This is a genomic window from Vibrio sp. vnigr-6D03, assembly GCF_002835515.1.
GTDB classification, from domain to species: domain Bacteria; phylum Pseudomonadota; class Gammaproteobacteria; order Enterobacterales; family Vibrionaceae; genus Vibrio; species Vibrio penaeicida.
The window spans coordinates 1-19,821 of the sequence record NZ_PIZL01000050.1 but is presented as its reverse complement, the minus strand read 5'-3'; the positions used below and the strand labels follow the sequence as shown (position 1 = coordinate 19,821).

At 43.0% G+C, this 19,821-nt stretch carries 14 protein-coding genes and 1 riboswitch; of the genes, 5 read left to right on the top strand and 9 right to left on the bottom strand.

What is annotated here, in order from left to right; all coding sequences use genetic code 11:
- Positions 1-108 precede the first annotated feature (108 nt).
- Genes mukB through cmoM form a run of 4 tightly spaced genes read right to left on the bottom strand, consistent with a single transcriptional unit; the run spans position 109 to position 7,398 of the window.
- Positions 109-4,578 (bottom strand): chromosome partition protein MukB, encoded by a 4,470-nt coding sequence (mukB, locus tag CW749_RS26540; RefSeq protein WP_101115485.1) that lies wholly within the window; start codon positions 4,576-4,578, stop codon positions 109-111.
- The gene (gene mukE, locus CW749_RS26535; protein WP_180958500.1) at positions 4,575-5,282 is read right to left on the bottom strand and encodes a chromosome partition protein MukE; all 708 of its coding nucleotides are present in this window, start codon (positions 5,280-5,282) and stop codon (positions 4,575-4,577) included. Before mukE ends, mukB begins: the two co-directional genes overlap by 4 nt.
- Positions 5,263-6,600 carry a chromosome partition protein MukF gene (mukF, locus tag CW749_RS26530; protein ID WP_101115483.1) on the bottom strand — a complete coding sequence of 446 codons (1,338 nt, stop codon included), beginning with the start codon at positions 6,598-6,600 and terminating at the stop codon, positions 5,263-5,265. Before mukF ends, mukE begins: the two co-directional genes overlap by 20 nt.
- Before the next feature lie 15 nt (positions 6,601-6,615).
- On the bottom strand, positions 6,616-7,398 hold the full coding sequence (gene cmoM, locus CW749_RS26525) for a tRNA uridine 5-oxyacetic acid(34) methyltransferase CmoM (protein ID WP_101115482.1): 783 nt from the start codon (positions 7,396-7,398) through the stop codon (positions 6,616-6,618).
- A gap of 115 nt (positions 7,399-7,513) precedes the next feature.
- On the opposite strand from cmoM, the gene elyC reads away from it, so the two are divergent.
- On the top strand, positions 7,514-8,305 hold the full coding sequence (elyC, locus tag CW749_RS26520; protein WP_101115481.1) for an envelope biogenesis factor ElyC: 792 nt from the start codon (positions 7,514-7,516) through the stop codon (positions 8,303-8,305).
- 107 nt (positions 8,306-8,412) lie between these two features.
- On the opposite strand, the gene torR is transcribed toward elyC, so the two are convergent.
- The gene (torR, locus tag CW749_RS26515) at positions 8,413-9,126 is read right to left on the bottom strand and encodes a two-component system response regulator TorR (protein WP_101115480.1); all 714 of its coding nucleotides are present in this window, start codon (positions 9,124-9,126) and stop codon (positions 8,413-8,415) included.
- A 304-nt stretch (positions 9,127-9,430) separates the two neighbouring features.
- Here torR and torD point away from each other — a divergent pair, with 304 nt between their 5' ends.
- The 4 genes from torD (at position 9,431) to CW749_RS26495 (ending at position 12,873) form a co-directional block, all read left to right on the top strand.
- On the top strand, positions 9,431-10,072 hold the full coding sequence (gene torD, locus CW749_RS26510; protein ID WP_101115479.1) for a molecular chaperone TorD: 642 nt from the start codon (positions 9,431-9,433) through the stop codon (positions 10,070-10,072).
- Positions 10,073-10,435: 363 nt separating this feature from the next.
- The gene (gene purR / locus CW749_RS26505; RefSeq protein ID WP_101115478.1) at positions 10,436-11,440 is read left to right on the top strand and encodes an HTH-type transcriptional repressor PurR; all 1,005 of its coding nucleotides are present in this window, start codon (positions 10,436-10,438) and stop codon (positions 11,438-11,440) included.
- 161 nt (positions 11,441-11,601) lie between these two features.
- Positions 11,602-11,695, top strand: a riboswitch (cyclic di-GMP riboswitch).
- A gap of 124 nt (positions 11,696-11,819) precedes the next feature.
- Entirely contained in the window at positions 11,820-12,410 is a 591-nt protein-coding gene (locus CW749_RS26500; protein WP_101115477.1) for a TfoX/Sxy family DNA transformation protein, read from the top strand.
- A 133-nt stretch (positions 12,411-12,543) separates the two neighbouring features.
- The gene (locus CW749_RS26495) at positions 12,544-12,873 is read left to right on the top strand and encodes a DUF2007 domain-containing protein (RefSeq protein ID WP_101115476.1); all 330 of its coding nucleotides are present in this window, start codon (positions 12,544-12,546) and stop codon (positions 12,871-12,873) included.
- Here the strand turns inward: CW749_RS26495 and CW749_RS26490 are convergent.
- From CW749_RS26490 to CW749_RS26475, 4 genes are all read right to left on the bottom strand, one after another.
- Positions 12,851-13,648, bottom strand: a complete 798-nt coding sequence (locus CW749_RS26490) for an alpha/beta hydrolase (RefSeq protein ID WP_101115475.1) — start codon at positions 13,646-13,648, stop codon at positions 12,851-12,853. The genes CW749_RS26495 and CW749_RS26490 overlap by 23 nt on opposite strands.
- 173 nt (positions 13,649-13,821) lie before the next feature.
- Positions 13,822-15,273, bottom strand: a complete 1,452-nt coding sequence (gene glgA, locus CW749_RS26485; protein ID WP_101115474.1) for a glycogen synthase GlgA — start codon at positions 15,271-15,273, stop codon at positions 13,822-13,824.
- 1 nt (position 15,274) lies between these two features.
- Positions 15,275-16,495 (bottom strand): glucose-1-phosphate adenylyltransferase, encoded by a 1,221-nt coding sequence (gene glgC, locus CW749_RS26480; RefSeq protein ID WP_101115473.1) that lies wholly within the window; start codon positions 16,493-16,495, stop codon positions 15,275-15,277.
- A 446-nt stretch (positions 16,496-16,941) separates the two neighbouring features.
- The gene (locus CW749_RS26475) at positions 16,942-19,641 is read right to left on the bottom strand and encodes an EAL domain-containing protein (protein ID WP_101115472.1); all 2,700 of its coding nucleotides are present in this window, start codon (positions 19,639-19,641) and stop codon (positions 16,942-16,944) included.
- Positions 19,642-19,821 lie beyond the last annotated feature (180 nt).

The following is a 19,821-nucleotide window of genomic DNA, read 5'->3' as shown; positions in this document are numbered from 1 at the left end:
TACAGTGTGCGTTCGAAATGAAAATATGGAATAAAAAACGCCTCCAGAAAAGAAGGCGTCATTCGGCTTAGCAAACTCTATTTGCTAATAACAGTGAAGGCTTGGAAGTTAATCGACTAAGTCCGCTTCTTCCAATGCTTCTTGAGCAGCATCACTTACCTTAGGCGTGTCACCAAACCCTCTTAGCCCCACAACATGCACGTGCTCGTGGTCTTTAAATACCTTACGAACCAGTTTATAGGTGGTCCCTTTTTCTGGGCTGATATTTTCTGGCGCCGCAATAAGCAGTTGCATGCCCAAACGGTCACAGAGTTCAAACAGTGTCGAGATCGATTTCGCATCAAGACGAGCGGCCTCATCTAAGAAAAGAAGACGACAAGGCACGATATCTTTACTACGTAAGCGTCGAGATTCCTCTTCCCAGCTTTGCACCACCATCAACAGAATGGATTGACCGGTACCAATGGCTTCACCCGTAGACAGGGCTCCCGATTCTGCTTGCAACCAGCCATCTGAGCCACGGTTAACTTCAACACTCAATTCTAGGTAGTTTCGGTAATCTAACAGCTCTTCGCCCAACACTTGCGGTGAGCGCTGCCCCATATCAATGTGTGGGTTAACACGCTGGAACAATTTGGCCATCGCTTCAGAGAACGTAAAACGTGTACTTTCGAACAGGTCTTTATGTTGTTCTTGCTGTGTTGCTAAACCATTGAGAAGAATTTCGTGGCTTTCACGAATATTCACGTTCAAACGAACGCCTTTTACCTGACCAAAGTAGATGTTCGATAGCCCTTGGTTAAGCATACGAATTCGGTTTTGCTCTCGTTGAATCGTCTTCTTGATGATCGCGGCTACCGATTCAGAGCTGATTGCCAAACGGTTTTCACGTTGAGTCAGCTCTTCGGTAAGACGAGCCAGCTCCACTTCCATTTCTTCAATAGCTTCAACGGGATCGTCTGTACGAATGATATCTTGACGAATACGCTCACGAAGATGCTGATACACCGCAATGTAAAAGAGCACCTTTTTCTCTGGTCGAGAATTATCTTCGGACGATCGTAATGCATCGCGTAGGTCTTCATTATCCGCAACAGCCAAACGCAACGCGCCAAGTGACTTATCGGACATGGAGCGTAATTCATCTGCCGACATGTAAGCCAGTTCACGTCGATGTAAACGACGCTCTACATCATTTTCTCTTGCAAGTCGAAGAACAGAACACCATCCCGCTTTCGCGGCTACCACAAAGGTACGAAGTTCAATGTATTCTTTCTGAACTTTCTTCAAGCGCTTCGCTAAAGCTTTCATTTCCAGCTCAGTCGATGTGATTGTGCGCTCGAATTCGCTCTTGCGGTTACGGGAAGCGTGTAAGCGTTCTTGTAGCTCATCGCGACGATTACGCGCACGCTCTTCTGCCCCAGCATCCGCGTTAACACCAAATTCTTGCAATTCTGCACGGAATTCTTGCATTGTCTCCGCTTTCGCTTGGTGTGAACTTTTAAGTGATGCAAGCACCTGATTATACTGGCTAAGCTGTTGTTGAGACTGCTTTGATACTTCACGGTGACGCGTACGCGCTCGCTCCGCTTCCACTAGCTTTGATTTCAACTGCTCGCTCAATTCACTGCTTTTATTCAGTAATTCAACTGAGTCGGAATAACTAAAGTGATGACGACGCTCTACCAAATCTGCCAAAGCAAAGAGCGTCGTTTTCAGACCTTGAAGTTCAATATCTGCTGCTTCGTGCTCCGCTTGCAGCGCATCGAATTGCTCTGGATCCGCTTCTAGAGCAGAGGCAATTTTTTCAAGTTGAGCAACCGCTTTACCATGCATGCTCTGGAAGTGCTTCGCTTCACTTAAACTTGCGAGTTTTTCTTCCAATTCTTGATGACGTTCGGCTAAGGTTTCATCTTCTATCACGCCCATCATTGGCGCTAGCTTATCAAGCAGTGACAGTGCCTGTTTAGATGCCGTAAGCTGGCTGCGCTGTTGCTGTTCTCGGTTTTCCAAGTCAGATAACTGGCGTGCGAATTGATTACGTTTATCACGAGCAACCTGAAGAGCTTGCTCTGGGTCCGCTTCAAAAGCGACACCAATATGTTTCGCCACAAATTCGTTGAACGCTTGGTAAAGGCGCTGAAGCTTCTGCGAATCAAACGACGCTTTCGCATGCTTCTCCACAACTTCGTCTCGTTCTTCTCGCAGCAGCGACAAACGTTGTTCACGCGCCGCGCGTCCAAACAACGGAATTTCTGGGAAACGAGAGTAACGCATTTGGCGATCGTTTAGCTGAACACAAACCGCACCTTCAAGTTCATCGGCGTTGAATGAGCTGTCGTCGAAGGCATCTACGTCACCTTCGATGATGTACAAATCTTCAGGGCAATCGTCTAACTCTATGAGCTTCTCTTTAATACCTGAAAGGTCAGACACCACAATAGCGTGACGTGCTGGGCCGTACATCGCACTAAAATACGGCGCATCATCAATCGTGATGTCGTCGTAGATTTCAGAAAGCAATACACCGCCTAACGTATCCGCTAACCCTTTAAGTCGTGGATCGTTAGAGCCACCCGGTGACGCCAAGCGTTCAATTTCATGATCCAGCTGAGTACGTCGTTCACCTAACTTATCTTTAGCCATCGATTGAGACTTCTCTCGCTCAAGGACTTGCTGCATCTCAGACATCACTGCCTGACTGTCGTATAAATCCGATTCGGATTGCTCTTTCAGCTTTTCAAGTGCATCGTTAGCAGCAATCCAAGTCGGCGCAATAGCTTCAAACTTTTTGATTTCAGCGTCTGCATCTTGCTGATGACGGCGAAGTTCACTGCGTTGTTCACGCAATACTTCTTTATCATGTTCAACAGATTCAATCGTTGCACTGTGACGTTCGTGTTCTTGCTCGAGAGTTAACTCATCGACCAAATCTACACTGTGCTGTTTTTGATATTCCGCAACACTTTGCTGCGCGACACGCTGCTGATTAAGGCTTCTCTCTAAATCACGATACTGCGCTTGCCATTGTGATTCATTTTGCAGCAGTTGTTGATTCTCACGGGCTTTCTGTAGGCTAGCTTTGGCGGCAGTAGAAGCCTGAGTTCGTTCTACCTCTCCTGCAATGCTCTTAATAAGCGCATACGCTTGCTCAAACTGCTCTGCGGCAGCAGAAGACATATCCAATTTGTGTTTGATGGATAACAACGCGGTTGTTTTGTCTTGCTCTGATTGCTTTAACTCGCTCAATAGAGTGGTGGCATTGTCAGAGGTGAGACCATCGAATCCTGCCAGTTCTTTCGCTTTTTCCAGTGCCTTAACGGCTTGCTGATACTGCAATGCACGAGTCTGCTGAACATCCAGCGCTTGCTGGTAATCCGCAAGTTGCGTTTTCAAGCTGTCTACTTCTTCTTCTGAAATATGAGCCTGTTCTTCCGCTTCAAGCAAACGTTCCTGAGCTTCTTCAACCACCATGCTCTGTTCTTCAAGGCGCTCGCTCAGCTCTTCTAGATCTTCTTGGTAACGTTCGATTTTTTCTTGTTGTCGAAGAGCATTTTGAACTAGCTGGAGATGATCCGAGGCGGCTTGATGGTCTTGCTCCAACCCGCCTTCTTGCTCAACCAGCAGTTCGAGCTCTTCTTGAACACGGTTGAGTAAGTTGTTCTGTTCGATTAACTGAGAACGCGATCCAAACAACTCTGAGCGCAAAGACATCGTTGATTCAAGCTTGTTGCGGCGATCATTCGCATGACGCATATAATCAGCTGCAACGTAATTCGTCGACTCCGTGATTAAATGCTTAAACAAATCCCTATCAGCTTGAGTGGTTTTAATGGCTTCCAGCGTCATGCGGTTTTCACGCAGTGCGGATTCCATGTCTTGGAATGCTTTTTTTACTCCGCCATTTTGTGGCAGTAAGTAGTCGCGTAATGAACGAGTGATAGCACTAGAAATACCGCCGTATAGAGACGCTTCAATCAATCGATAGAACTTAGAACGGTCGCTGCTGTTGCGAAGTTTCTTCGGCAACACGCCAAACTCGAACATTTGCGAGTGGTATTCAACAACAGAAGAGAATGCTTTGAAATGAACACCTTCATGCTGAAGTACTGTTTCTTTTACTTCATTGATTTGGCGAACACGTGCATGTTTTTCCGACACACTTTCAATAAGTACATCGGTCGGTTTGATGTGACTCGGTAAACCCTGAATAACAAACGGCTTAATATCGACTTTTTTGTCTCGCCCAGCCACTTGCTGTAATTTTACGGCAAACAATAGTCGTTGGTTGCGTGAGTTAACCACATCAAGAACCGCATAACAGGCACCCGGTTGTAACTTACCGTACAACCCTTTATCGCGTGAGGCTTGAGAGCTACCGGCTTCTGTCGTATTTCGGAAATGCAGCAAGCTTTGGTCGGGAATTAGTGCGGTAATAAACGCCGCCATCGTGGTCGATTTACCCGCACCGTTACCACCAGAAAGTGTCGTAACCAACCCATCGATATCAAAAGTACGTGCGAAAAAACCGTTCCAGTTGATCATGGTTAGTGATTGATATTTACCTCTTTCAATCATGCTTCACCCTCTATTTCTTGTTCTTCTTCAGGCTCTTCTAGCAAGCTGACTTGGCTAGGTTCTTGTTGGTGAACAACGGCTTCACCATCGCGGATTAATCGTAATTGTGCTTCACGCATGTCATCACCCACACGCACATCGGCACCAAATCGGAATACCGCTTCACTGATTCGGAATTTTCCGTTTTCGCCAATAGAGATGATCATGCCTAATCGGCGTAAGCGTCGTAATGACGTGCGGACTTTATCGAACAGTTTTTCACGATCGAGATCAGAACCCGTCGCCCGATTGGTCACTAACTTCATGAGCTTTTTCTCATCCGCTAGCGAGATCATTTCGTCGTAAAGCTCTTGATTGGTAAAAATACCTTCATGAGCCAGCCTTTCGGGGCTCAGATATAAGAAACACAGTACCTTTCCGACGAGCATGTCTAACTCCGAAAGAACACTTCGACCAATCAAAGAGGTAGAACGTGGTCGAAGATAGAAAAAGCCTTCAGGCGCTTTCACTAGTTCAGTGTTATAACGTTGATAAAACAGGGCAAGTTCGGTTTCGAAATCACTCAGCAATGCGTGGTTGTCCATATCTTCAGAGGAGATATGTCGCCCTGCTCTAAGTGCACTATCCAGCGCGGGAAACAGCGGGTTAGAAATCGCTTTTGCCAGTTTCTCTGGCATATATTCTTCAGTATTTGTCAATGACATTTGCTTGTACCTTAGCGCCAAAATCGTTGATAGCCTGCCAATCAGGTTGAATCGCCTGATAATCAGATTCTGAGTAACCTAAGCGCACGGCTTGGTCGACAACAATTCTAGCTAAATCAAAATGATGCGTTTGTGGATGTGTCGAAAGGTAATCACGTAGAACCACCCCCAAATCGATGGAGGCGCCTCGCTCTTTATGAGCCTTGAGCATGTCGTTTATTCTTTCTGACAACTCATCATTTACTTGCTCAAACTCTTCGTATTCGACATCCATTGGTACCTGCCCCATGACTTCATCATCACGCAGAACCAAAGCTTCATCACGCATATCTCGCAGCCTTTCAGCGTCGGCATACGTCAACAACCAAGGAGCGTCGAGATAGTCTTTTACAGACTGTCGCAATCTCTGGCTGAAGGCGCGGTTTTTGTCCATGTCGATAGCGGTGCGGATAAACTTGTGCACGTGGCGGTCGTAGCCGATCCATAGATCGATGGTCTGCTGACCCCAGCTTACAATGCGGTCTAGCTTCATTTGCAGCCCGTAAAGCGCTTCTTCTACGAATTGCAAATCATCTTGTCCGTAAACAAGCCCTTGAATATCAAGGATCTGAGTTTGCATTTCATCGCCAGCGGCTTGCAGCGTATCTTGCAGCTCTTTTAGGGTATCGGATGTTTCACTGAGCAGTGCTTCACAACTATTGATCGCCTCACGCCAATCTTGGTTCAGCAGCTCCGCTATTTGGTCTTTGACCAATTGCTGCTGTTCGTCCATGACTCGCTGATTGAGGTCGATTTGATCGAAAATCTCACCCACTGAGTATTTCAAAACACCATAAACATTTTTTTGCCAATGACCTGGTGTACCACCTTCTTTTGCAGCTGCGATCGCTTTCTCCATTTCACCTGCCACCATGGACAGCTGAATGGACAATCGTAACTTTGAAAACTCTCGGTGGCGCACATAATAATCGGTAATGCCAACCGCTAATGGCGACAAACGATAGATGCTTGCGCCGTCTGTAATTTCACTGGTAAATCGGCTTAATAGCTTCTGGTTAACCATTTCATTGATGGCGTTATTCGCCCGAAATGCAGAAGCTTCCCCCGTTTCTTCAAACAAGCGGGTGACGATAGAGAACGCATCGTGCAACTCTCCCTCACCCAACTCTTCATCAAATCTCTCGTTACTTAAAACGGCTAACGCAATCAGAAAAGCCAGACGTTCAGTAGACAAGTTCAATGAGAAATCGTGTTGTTTTACCCAGCTAACCAATTCATCGATTGGTTGCTCTACAACATCTTGAGTTACATCACTCATTGTTCATCCTGTTTATTATTCCTTTCTTTTCGCCCAAACATGAATGTAGCGACCTAAAGAAAGGTAAGGCTCCTGACGACACAGTTGTCTTTCAAGTGCCAATACATCTTCAAATTGATAATCGCCCATGAACTCCATATTACCTATGTAGTCGTGGAAGGACCGAATACCCGATTTACCACAAATTTCAAACCCAGCATCCTCTATCCATTGATAGACTTCTTCCGGCTTCAAACCTTTTTGGGGCTGAAGTTTAAAGCGTTTTCTATGCGGCATTCCTTCTAAAATGTGTGGAATATTGCCGCATATCACGTTTTTCAAAACCAAGCCGTGATGGTTATAAAACATGATAGAGCCGATACCACCTGGCTTTATCTGCTTCAAAACCGTTTCTAACGCCGATTTCGGGTCTCCTAACCACTCCATCACCGCGTGGAAAAGCACCATATCAACTTTCTCGTGGAGGTGCTGTTCAATTTCTTGAACTGGAGAGTGAACTAGCTGATATTGGGAAAGCAAACCGTGTTTTTCAATGTCTACTTTTGCCAGTTTTAGCATTTCAGAAGATAGATCACAGAGTGTGACATTGTGTCCGCGTTGAGCAATTTTTTGCGACATTTGCCCAAGCCCGCCACCTGCATCCAAGATATTTAAACGGCAACATTCATCGTTTAGCTCACTTAATGCTACAATTAAATCTTCCCAAACAATGGTTTGACGTATATCACCTTTCTCAGATCCGTAAATATTTTTTGCGAATTTGTGGGCAATATCGTCGAAATTACGATCTTCTGTCACTGTGGCTTAGGTTATTATATCTATTCGTGCCGCTTATTCTGTCACAGGATAAGAAGTAATAAAGGCTTGTTAGCCTTTTTCATAATCAAGTGATGATTTTTCGGACTATTTAAGTATGTTTGAGCTGAAAAAAGTGTTTTCTGCGCTGCTGATGCCGCTCCCGGGGTTTTTAATAATTGGTGTGGTGGGGCTATTGTTGGTCATGTTCACCTTAAAAAGAGGTACTGGCTGTTTTTTGATTTTCGTGTCTTTCACTGGCATTTTCCTTTCTTCTTTCCAACCTGTTGCCAGTGGACTATTGATGCCGATGGAGCGTCAACACAAAGGCTTTCTCCCCATAGAAGGCACTGTTGACTATGTGATGGTGTTGGGAAGCGGTCACGTTGTTGATGATGATATTCCACCAACATCGGAATTAAGCAGAACGGCATTAATGCGGTTATCCGAAGGTATTCGCATTCTAAGGATGTATCCCGGTGCAAAATTGATTTTGTCTGGCTACGCTGGTGGCTCTGAGATCAGTAATGCTCGAATGATGGCGAAAGTAGCACTCGCATTAGGCGTCGCAAAACCCGATATCATTCTTTTGGAGACAGCAAAAGACACGTGGGAAGAAGCAAGGCAAGCTTCCGTATTTGTAAATAACAAAGAACTGGTACTTGTCACTTCGGCAAGCCATATGACACGTGCGCTGCGTGAATTTAATGATGCGGGTATTGACCCCGTTCCAGCACCTACGAACTTTCTGGCTTCCAATGGCACTATGCAGCCATGGAACAAGTACCGCCCTCAAGCTAAATACTTGGAATGGACAGAAACGTATTGGCATGAACGTTTGGGGCTTTGGTGGCAAACCCTTCGAGATTTTGCAACTAATTCCAACGCACAGCTCAATGAAGCTTCTTAAATTAGCTTGAGATATCAAATTATTACCAACAAAAAAACCGAGGATGCTACCCTCGGTTTTTTTCTATCTTAATAATCATTTACTGCTGATTAAAGTCAATATCAGAATCAATCTCCAGCAAACATGTAACCTTCACCGTGCACGGTGACAAAAATCTGTGGATTTTTCGGATCGAACTCCATCTTAGCTCTCATTCGACGAATCAAAACATCAATGGTTCTATCATTAGGTGCATCAACACGATGGCTAATCATGTTTAATATACGTTCTCGGCTAAGAACCTTGTTTGGGTGTGAAGACAAAGCCACAAGCAACTCGTACTCGGCTTTGGTCAGTTTAACAGGTTCACCATTACGGCTAAGTGCACGACGTTGGATATCAAACGTCCACTCTCCAAAACGGATTAGTTGCCCAGATTCTTCTTTTCTGTCTTCTTTCGCTGGAGCATGACGTGCAGCGGAAATTCTCCACAACAAATTTTTTACTCTAACCAGAAGCTCTCTAAGCTCAAAAGGTTTTGTCACGTAATCATCGGCACCCATTTCTAGGCCGACAATTTTATCAATGCTATCCGTGCGTCCTGTGACGAGGATGATCCCTATATCAGATTGACTGCGTAGTTCACGAGTCAGCATTAGCCCGTCTTCGCCTGGTAAGTTAATATCCAGCATGACTAAATCAACAGATTGCTCTTCTAAAATTGCGCGCATTTGCTCGCCACTTTCAGCTTCGCTAACTTGATAGCCTTCATTCTGGAAATAGCCCACCAGCTTGCTACGGGTAACCACATCGTCTTCTACGACTAATACGTGATAGCTCATCTACACCACTTTCTTTTGTATTTATAAGGATATATAAGGTATTTGTTCGACTTTAATCTAAATATAAAGACAAACTTGCCACAGTCTATTTGCGACTCTTTATATTCTATTCACAAAAAGTTACATTTCTAGCGAATTCGTTAAAAAGAAGGCAATTTCCTAACTTTTATTGATTCAAAGCAACCAATTTGGCCCCTATTCATAACCTGATTTATATTTTCATTTCTTGCCATACTTTAGATTAGTTCTGTTCATCTTAATTCGTTAGAATTGCGCCAATAACCTCATACGGAGCGGCAACGCTATGCAAGAAACAAAAGCATTCAACGAAAAGCGCGCAGAGATTTACTGGTGGCTTTCTAGCCTTTTTGCTCATGAACTGAAACAAGAAGAGTTGGAGCATTACCACACTGCTGAAATCAGGGGCTTCATTAGCGGTCTTGCAGAAAACGAAACCTTAAAACCGGCGGCTCAGCAACTTATCGAATCTCTGAATAAACTCCAAGACAGAGAAGATGCTCAGTTAGAACTCGCTGCGGATTTTTGTGGTCTATTTCTGACCACAGATAAAAAAGCGGCCTTGCCATACGCCTCTATTTACAAATCCGGTCTGCTCAATGATGAACCAGCGAAACAAATGGAATCATTGTTAAGAGAAAAAGGTGTCTCTTTGCTAGAGGGTTTTAACGAACCAGCAGATCACCTCGCCATTCAATTGGACTTTTTGGGTAACCTCATTATTCGCTCAAATGAATTAAAAACGAACGAGCAATTTGAAGATGCACTGCGAGAACAGCTGTGGTTTATAAATACGCATCTCATGACTTGGCTTCCAATATTTAACAAGAACTGCAAAAATCATGATGGCTTTGGGTTCTACGCGGCTTTGTCACAATTGCTTGTGAGTTTTGTCGAACTAGACCGCCAATATATTTCTGGCGAGTAATCCGGCAAGGTGGGACATCTTGATAGTATTGAGCTCGAAGGCTTTACTTAAAATATTGAGCTAATTTGTTTTAAATATGAAACAGCACCCTTAAAAATTATTAGGATTCCTCATAAATGTGACACTTGGTATAATTTTTTACGATTCACTCCATTGTCACATACGAAATTAAAGACTAAGATCGTGATCGCAAACGATAAAATATGAAACGCTGAAAAGCATTAACTAAGCCGCTGTATTAATAGCGGTTTTTGTGTTTTTAGTCGATTTTAATAACACAATGAAATCCGCCATGCTGAAAACATTAGCTACTTTAAATTTAGCACCTTACCCCTCAGCTCGGCTCTATAGGATATTTGTTTTATGGCCACTATTAAAGATGTCGCACGACTTGCCGGAGTATCAACTACAACGGTTTCGCATGTTATAAATAAAACACGCTTTGTTGCTGAAACTACACAAGAAAAAGTTAAAAAAGCAGTAGAAGAACTAAACTATGCACCGAGCGCTGTTGCGCGCAGCTTAAAGTGCAATACGACTCGTACTATAGGTATGTTAGTTACACAGTCTTCTAATCCATTCTTTGCAGAAGTCGTTGATGGCGTTGAAAGTTACTGTTATCGCCAAGGCTACACGTTGATCTTGTGCAATACCGGTGGGATATATGAAAAGCAACGGGATTATATTCGTATGCTTGCGGAAAAGCGCGTGGATGGCATCTTGGTTATGTGCTCAGATTTAACTGAAGATCTTCGTGAAATGCTTGATACTCACTCATCCATTCCTAAAGTGATCATGGATTGGGGTCCGGAGAGTTCCCAAGCCGATAAGATCATAGATAACTCTGAGGAAGGTGGTTACTTAGCGACAAAGTATCTTTTAGACAATGGTCATACTGATATTGCCTGCCTTACTGGTCACGAAGAAAAAGTGGCTTGTATTGAACGCGTCATTGGCTACAAGCGAGCGCTGAGAGAATACGACATTGAATTTAAGCAAGAACGCATACTTGTTGGTAACTTCGAATGTGATACCGCTGTCTTAGCGGCGGACAAGATCCTTGCTATGGAAAACAGACCAACAGCCGTTTTCTGCTTTAATGATCTTATGGCACTCGGCGTTATTAGTCGTCTTCAAGAGAACGGCGTCCGTGTTCCAGATGACATATCAATCATTGGATACGACAATATTGAGCTATCAGGGTACTTTTCTCCCCCTCTGACGACCGTTCACCAGCCTAAGCGCCGAGTAGGTAAAACGGCATTTGAAATTCTTCTCCAAAGAATCAAGGACAAAGAGCACGATAAACGCATCTTTGAGATGCACCCTGAAATCGTAGAGAGAAGTTCTGTTAAAAAGTTAAATTAAATTAGTTAACTCTAATTAAGCCTGGCTATATGTCAGGCTTTTTGCTTTATTGCCCAAATAAGAAACAATATTTATATCTGTACATTTATTTTTTGAAGGCAGATCACACATAAGGCATTTTGATGTGATGCTTGTTCCGGTTTTTCTCTATGATTTTATTGTCACGCACAGGGCAAACCATTTGAAAAAGTGGGACGCAAAGCTTCCGGCCTAAATGGATTTATTTGAAATCAATATGGTAGCGGGGTTGCCGATGGCAAATATGCATACTTCTTTTCCAGAGTTAACCAAACTCTGACATCTGACTGCATCACTTTGCTATTTTTTCTCGGACCTGAACTTAGTAGTGGCATAACTTCTTTAGCCGAGACAGTACAGCATGGATAAACCAATACTTAAAAACTCATTGAAGCTATTTGAACCATTAGGGACGATAAAATCACGTTCTATGTTTGGTGGTTTTGGCGTTTTCGCCGATGACACTATGTTCGCCTTAGTCGTTCAAAACACTTTACACATCAGAGCTGACTCAAAAAGTGCTCAAAAGTTCGAACAACAAGGTTTAAAACCTTATGTGTACAAGAAGCGCGGGTTTCCGGTTGTCACCAAGTATTTTGCTCTCCCAGAAACCAGTTGGGATAATACCAATGACATCATAGAGAAAGCTTCTCTAGCGCTGAAAGTTGCAAGAACAGAGAAACAAAAGCAAGCCGAAACCAAACCAACGCGTTTGAAAGACTTGCCTAATTTACGTTTGGGTACAGAAAGAATGCTCAAAAAAGCAGGAATCTCTTCCGTTCAGGAGTTGCAAAACTTCGGTTCTGTTGAAGCCTTCAAAGCCATCAAGCAGACTCATTCAAGCGATGTTGGTTTAGAGCTACTATGGGCTCTAGAGGGTGCAATTAATGGCACTCACTGGTCCGTGATTCCTCAAGATAGACGTGATGAATTAATGAAACGCTTAAGTTAGTTAAACCTTCATGCTAAAAAGCCTCCTTTGGAGGCTTTTTTATTGCTGAAATTCACAGTTTACCTATCCCGCACAGACTCTTATGGGCGAGTTACTGTCATAATTAAAACTCATTCACTATTTTGGACGAACTATGAAGGTATACTCTACTGCGCTCCCTACAGAAGCTCATATTGTATGTGAGTTGCTAAAGGCACAGGGAATCGATGTCGAAGTTCGCGGTGAAGGGTTGTTTGGCTTGCAGGGTGAGCTTCCATTTGGTCCCGATACTGAACCCTATATTTGGTTAAACAACGAATTTCAGTACGACAAAGCCAAGAAGATTGTGGAGTCATATACTGATCAAACCGCTAGCCAATCAAAGCCAAACTGGTGCTGTCCAAAATGCGATGAATGGATAGAATCTCAATTTGGTGCCTGTTGGAACTGTGGGCACCACATCAGCGAGCATGCTGACGAATAAACCCTATCGATTTTTCGTTAAAAATGTCCGGCTTTTCTACATTGCACACATGACCGCAATCAGGAATTTCAATCAACGCACTGCGTTTATGAATCCTCACCATTTCTTTGACTGGACGAAGAAACATATAATCTCTGTCTCCCATCAGATATAACGTTGGGATCGGGATTTCTTTTTCGCGGAAATATTTCATCAACGGGTTTACATCCGCGGCCAAGGTGTACCAACGTTTAAATTCTTTTTGGCACAGCTTTTTCGCTTCCCTAACAAATAGATGTCGCGATTCTTTTTGATTTTTTTGTGGCATGACTATGTAAGCAAACAAGCTGTACAACCACATGTAAGGAATGAAATGCTTACTCCAGTCGCCAACTTTAACCAACACTTGTGAACGAATATCAAACCGAGTTACCGCCCCACCTAATACCATGGTAGATACTCGATCTGAGGCTATCTCAGCAAGGTTTCGCACAATGATGGTTCCTAAAGACATACCAACAAAGTGAGCAGATTGAATTTTTAAGTGATCCAATACTTGCAAGATATCTTGGCAGATATCTTTGAACGTATAGCCTTTTTTAAGGAGATCTTGAATAACATTGTTCGACCGCCCATGACCTCTGAGATCAATAAGCAATAAATTAAAATGCTGCTTGTAGGCTTTAATCTGCTTAAACCAAATGGAAGAGCTACCACCAGCACCATGAACAAAGACCACCCACTCATTACTGGTGGGGTGGTTATAAGTCTTATGAAATAACAAAGGGTTCGACATCGCTTAACAAATATTATGAATCTTTCTAGTTCTATTAGGTAAAAGCTTACCACAATATGAGTAAATTGGGTGGTCAAGCTCCTCCTACCATAGAAAAGCCTCTCAATTTTCATTGAGAGGCTATTGTCATCAGAGGTTTTACGCAAGCAGGCTACACTAAGCCTAATCCTGTTTTACAGCAACGCAGCCTGATACATATTCACATACTCGTTAGCCGACGCTTCCCAACTAAATTCCGTGTTCATTGCATTCAAACGAACACGTTGAACCTCACCGGGTTGCTGCAAGTACAGAATCAGTGCCCGTTGCATCGCGATCAACAATGCTTCTGGTGTGGGTTCTAAGAAGCTCAAGCCAGTCGCAAGTTTTTCATCCGTATCGTAATCAACCACAGTATCTTTTAAACCACCCACTTCACGTACAATCGGAAGTGTTCCGTAAGCCATACTATAAATCTGGTTCAACCCACATGCTTCAAACTCTGAAGGCATCAGGAAGAAATCTGATCCAGCTTCAACCAAATGTGCTAAGCGATTGTTGTAAGCTTCAATGAACGAAAATTTGTTTGGGTATCGACTCGCAACTTCATGGAGTTTTGCAGCCACTTGAGGCTCACCCGTGCCTACGATCACTAGCTGAACGTCATTTCGCAAAAACTGCTCTATGACAGGTAAAAGGTAGTGGAACCCCTTTTGGTGTGTTAAACGACAAACCATCCCAAAGACAGGCAACTCTTTTGTTGGCAACCCAACCTCTTCCTGTAATTGGCATTTATTGAGTTGCTTACCCTTTACCATACTCGAAGCTTCAGCCTCATAATGGTGATCTAGGTATTTGTCCGTCTTCGGATCCCATTCACTATAATCGCAACCATTAAGAATCCCATATAGGTCTGCACTGCGATGAACAAAATCGTCCACCATTCCGTGTGACCCTAACGCGGTCATCAGTTCTGCGGCATAATTAGGGCTAACAGCATTCACTTTGTCCGCAAACGCAACACCTGCGCGTAACATACTGATGCGATCTTGACCGTATTGCAGTCGCTCTAAACCAGACAGGTTCAGCTCAGGAATAATCTCCAAGTCGTGATAGGTATAGACACCCTTAAAAATCGCGTTGTGCACAGTTAAAACACTTCTAATGGAGCGAAAGCGCTCATCATGTTCATAGCGAGTTTTTAATAAGAATGGTACTAACCCTGTATGCCAGTCATTAGCATGGATAATGTCTGGTTTTATTCCGAGTTTAGGAAGAATATCGAGGCAAGCAGAGGCGAAAAAACCGAAACGCTCTCCGTTATCTGGGTACGCCTGATTGGATTCCGCATACAATTCACTGCGATCAAAATATTTGTGGCATTCAACGGCATATACAGGAACACCATCTAGCGATAACTTCTTTACTTGATAGCGAACATGTGGCCAGAAATCTAACTCTGTATTGAGCACAACTTCGGCACTTTCTAATCCAGGTAAGGTTCTATACCCCGGAATAACTATTGATACATCATGCCCTAGAACTTGAAGGGCCTTAGGTAGGGCTTTGGCAACATCTGCCAAGCCACCACTTTTCACCAAGCCTTCGGCTTCAGAAACCGTAAACCAGATATTCATTCGATCCATACTAGAACCCAACTTTCGTTCCTTTCTTGATGACGACTACACCCTCAGGGGAAACGTGGAAGCGCTGAGCATCAAGCTCTAGATCTTCACCAATAATCGTCCCTGGAGCAATTTCGACATCTTTATCGATAATGGTTCGACGTATTTTACAACCTGCACCAATTTTTACATCACCTAAAAGGATAGATTCACTAATAATCGAGCCACTTGCAATGTTACTACGATAGCCTAGAACAGATTTGTGGATAGATGACCCTTGAATGTAGCTGCCGCCAGACACTAAGCTGTCGTTGACGCGTACACGACAATCGTCATTAGTATCAACAAACGTTGCTGGCGGTAAAGGTGGGTAGTAGGTATGCAATGGCCAGCTTCGGTTATAAAGAGAAAACTCAGGATCTTTTTCAAGTAGATCCATATGCGCCGCCCAATAAGAATCTATTGTGCCGACGTCTCTCCAGTAGGTAGAACCCTTTTCGCCATTTATTTTGTTGGTGGAGAAATCGTAAACATACACTTCTCCAGATGGAAACATCTTTGGAATAATGTCTTTACCAAAGTCATGGCTGGATGTTTCGCTGTCCGCATCTTCGCGTAACTCTTTGCACAATGAGTCTGCATCAAAAATGTAGTTTCCCATCGAAACCAACGCTTCCTCAGGGTTACCAGGAATGGACTTTGGATTTTCTGGTTTTTCTTCAAAACCAATCATTTTTCCATTTTTATCTACCTCGATAACACCGAATTGCGACGCCTCTTTAAGCGGCATCCGCAAAGCTGAAACCGTAAGTTTCGCTTCCATTCTCTTATGAAAATCAAGCATTTGCCTGATATCCATTTTGTAGATATGGTCTGAACCAAAAATGCAAACTTGATCAGGTTGCGCTAATTCGATAAACCGAATGTTTTGGTAGATAGCATCTGCCGTACCCTCATACCAACGTTTACCGTCACGCATTTGAGCAGGAATAGGGTCGATGAACCTGTCTGTAATACCCGACAAATTCCAACCTTTCTTCATATGCAAATAAAGGGATTGAGATTTAAATTGCGTGAGAACATAAATTCTCATTAAATCTGCGTTTACAAAGTTATTCAGAGCGAAATCTATCAGGCGATAGCTTCCTCCGAAAGGCACCGAGGGTTTACTGCGTGATCCTGTTAGGGGTCTTAGTCTAGAACCTTCCCCACCCGCAAGAATCATTCCTAATACACCAGCCATTATATATCTCCATATCTTATAGTTTTATGCCCGCACTAACGAAATACGTGTGTTTCGATTGTTGGGTCATACGTCCATGTGCAGAGACCGTGTTCTGCTCCGAGGTGAAACACGACATTACATGCATCGCAATTTGTGTAACGCATGTGCAACTCCATGAAAATCTCCTTGGAGAGATACTGCCACTCACATAGTGAGCCTGATTCGTAAGTTTTAAGAAATGGAAGCTATTAATAACTTTCTCATTCCACCAGGCAAATCAAGCGAAAAATACTGATATTGTTCATATTTATTATTTTGCACTTTTATATTTATACTTTACGAAGTGCGATTTATGAGCTTATTTTTAACTCAATGCATATGCAATTACAATCATTATTTTGCGATCCATGCCAACAATTGTGCGACCACAAGCAAACGTTTGCTTTCCGTTGGAGATTCGTTAATTAATTGTTTTTAACTGGTGCACTCATGCACTGTTTTTGTGCAAGTAACGCTTGGAACGAATTAGCATCAATAGGGGGACTAAAATAAAAACCTTGGCTAAATTCACACTGTTTTGCTTCCAAATACTCGTATTGAGATAAGGTTTCGATTCCCTCGGCCACAATACTTAAACCCATGTTATGTGCGATAGAAATAATCGCATCTAACAGTACGGTGGGCTCTTGAGGTTCATCGATTCTTGCCACAAATGAACGGTCAATTTTTAATTTTGTCAGTGGTAATTCATTCAAATAGCTCAAGCTCGAATAACCCGTTCCAAAATCATCAAGTGCAATTTTTATTCCTAAATCTTTTAGTTGTCCTATTTTCGCAATGACATCAGTATAACTTGCCAATAATGACGTTTCGGTGACTTCCAGTGTGAGGTGCTGTGGAGGGAGTTTGTAGCGTTCTAGTATTTCTTTGATATTTGAGACAAAGCCTGCATCATTAATTTGAAGAGCGGATAAGTTAACAGCAATGTCTTTAATCCCTAGCCCTTCATCTATCCAGACTTTCAATTGAGATATGGCTTGCTCTAAGACCCAGTTTCCTATTTCTAGGATTAAACCTGAATCTTCAGCCACTGGTATAAAGTGAGAGGGCGGGATCAAACCTTTTTCTGGGTGATTCCATCGCACTAAAGCTTCGGCCGACTCAACCAATTGTGACCGATTGTTTAAGATTGGTTGATACACCAGCTTGAACTCATTATTGGTAATTGCGCGCCTTAACTCACTTTCTGTTTCAAACTGAGCGCTGCCAATTTCAGACATGGAGGGCTGATAGAAGTTAATCGTTTTGTTTTTCTCTTTTTTACCAAAGAATATGGCCAAGTCAGCAAGACGTATCAGTTCAGAGGGGGACTCGACGGGTTTGTCCGATAATGTTACCCCACAATTTATTTGAGTCGAATAAGTGCTGGTTCCGAGTTCAATTGGGCGTGCAATTTCGCTTATCAACTCCTCCAGCCTCGCACTCACTCGCGCCTCACCAACAAATGGAAGAACATAGATAAACTCATTACCTCCCCATCTTGCAAACCCTTCGTCTCTTTGTAATTTTTCGCTAATACGCTCAGATAACTCGACCAAAAGCATATCGCCATATTCGTGCCCATAATGGTCATTAACCAGTTTAAACCCTTTTATATCTAGCAGCGCGACAGAGAACTCTACCTCCTTCGTAAGGCGGTCAGAGATAAGCTGTAAGGCAGAATAGCGGTTGGGTAGCCCTGTCAAACTGTCGTAGCGTGCGTGATACTCAAGTTCTCGTTGATACTCGACATGCTGCGTTACATTTTCAAACAAACCCAATATGCTCGACAGGTCGCCAGCATCGTCATAGATTGCGGAAAAACACCACTTGAGGACTTTTTCTCCACCAAGATCATCACGATAACCGATCTCTATACGTTTACTACTGTCTTTACCGTGTTGATAGAGCTTCAAAAATGGCTCAATTGACCACATATGCCGCTTTAGAAGAACAGGCAGTTGGTTAATTTTTCTACCTTCCACTTCATCCTGTTCTAGCTGGAATATGGTTTCGCATAGCGTCGACCACCTTTGAATTCTGAGGTTTGTGTCCCACTCAACCACCCCAAACGGTGAGTTATCCAATAAGCTATTTAAGCGATTATAAGCCTGATTAAGATGGGCACCTTGCTCAATAAGTTGGTGTTTTAATTCATCCTGCTCTATTAGAACACGGTCAAATTGCTCACAAAAACCTTCTAGCTCATCGAGCTTTGCTGGCGCTCCTGAAGAAAAGTCATCGACATACTGTTTACTTCTTCTCAGCAACTCAAAAACAGGTTTTAAAACCGTATTCGAAAAACCCCACCAAATTATGGCGATAGCCATCAAATAACCGAAAACCAGAAACAAGATATTTCCAGCCAAGTTTTCAAAAACAACTTGAGAAAACCCCCTAGAAGAAAGGGATATGACTATCTTTGGGGACGAAGGGATGTTATGAAATAGTACCCGGTTTATTTCAATTTTTAGCCGCTCATCAGAAATAACATTTTCGGGCTTTAACCCATTTGTAGCCAATACGTTTTTGTGGACATCAACCAAGTTAATGGATGCACTGTAAGGGATATCCATCTGTAGCAATTTACTTTGCCACCAATCAAATGAAAGCTCACCAACGATCGCTGCTCGGCTACCTTCATTAAATACTCCTAAAGGGTAGGCAACTTGTAAAAAGGGGTTATCTGCACGAGTGCCAGACAGCACTTCACCAATTGATAACTTCTGATTCAATATGGCTTGCTGAACATAAATTTGATTCACGATGACATCGACATCATTACGTATGTTTGTCGCCTGACAACTTTGATCATTATTAGGAGAAGAAATAATGAGGTTTGAAAAATAGGGGCTCAATTTTAGCCAATGACGAAGTACATCTTGGCATTGCACCTTGTTATCGATAAGTGTTTCATAAGAGTAACTAATGGTATTTAAGAAGCGCTCTGATTCTGACAGAGTGAGCGCTTGCTCCCTGACTAGTTGCTCAGCAACACCAGAAGCCCAGCGTTCCACCGCTGACTTTTCTTGAATAAATTGCCACCAGGAATTTGCTGCCATAAGTACAATAGCAGGAAACAGTCCAATTGCTGTAATCAACAACAACCGTGCTTTAAGCCTCAATATCTTCTCCCAACCAACAGTGAAAATTAATGTGTCATCAACTTTCTCTAGAGTTTGATCTTATTTTTATATATGTACATGTTGCATATAACCATTAAGTAGTAAGTGTTGGCAATAATCATACTTTCGTCAAATAAGGAAACAAAAAAGGCAGCCAATAGGCTAATGCCGATCAGTTAA

Coding starts and splice junctions, on each gene's coding strand:
- glgA (WP_101115474.1), bottom strand. CDS start 15,273: ATGGATCGAATGAATATCTGGTTTACGGTTTCTGAAGCCGAAGGCTTG.
- mukB (WP_101115485.1), bottom strand. CDS start 4,578: ATGATTGAAAGAGGTAAATATCAATCACTAACCATGATCAACTGGAAC.
- torD (WP_101115479.1), top strand. CDS start 9,431: ATGCAAGAAACAAAAGCATTCAACGAAAAGCGCGCAGAGATTTACTGG.
- CW749_RS26495 (WP_101115476.1), top strand. CDS start 12,544: ATGAAGGTATACTCTACTGCGCTCCCTACAGAAGCTCATATTGTATGT.
- mukE (WP_180958500.1), bottom strand. CDS start 5,282: ATGTCATTGACAAATACTGAAGAATATATGCCAGAGAAACTGGCAAAA.
- CW749_RS26500 (WP_101115477.1), top strand. CDS start 11,820: ATGGATAAACCAATACTTAAAAACTCATTGAAGCTATTTGAACCATTA.
- mukF (WP_101115483.1), bottom strand. CDS start 6,600: ATGAGTGATGTAACTCAAGATGTTGTAGAGCAACCAATCGATGAATTG.
- elyC (WP_101115481.1), top strand. CDS start 7,514: ATGTTTGAGCTGAAAAAAGTGTTTTCTGCGCTGCTGATGCCGCTCCCG.
- torR (WP_101115480.1), bottom strand. CDS start 9,126: ATGAGCTATCACGTATTAGTCGTAGAAGACGATGTGGTTACCCGTAGC.
- purR (WP_101115478.1), top strand. CDS start 10,436: ATGGCCACTATTAAAGATGTCGCACGACTTGCCGGAGTATCAACTACA.
- CW749_RS26490 (WP_101115475.1), bottom strand. CDS start 13,648: ATGTCGAACCCTTTGTTATTTCATAAGACTTATAACCACCCCACCAGT.
- glgC (WP_101115473.1), bottom strand. CDS start 16,495: ATGGCTGGTGTATTAGGAATGATTCTTGCGGGTGGGGAAGGTTCTAGA.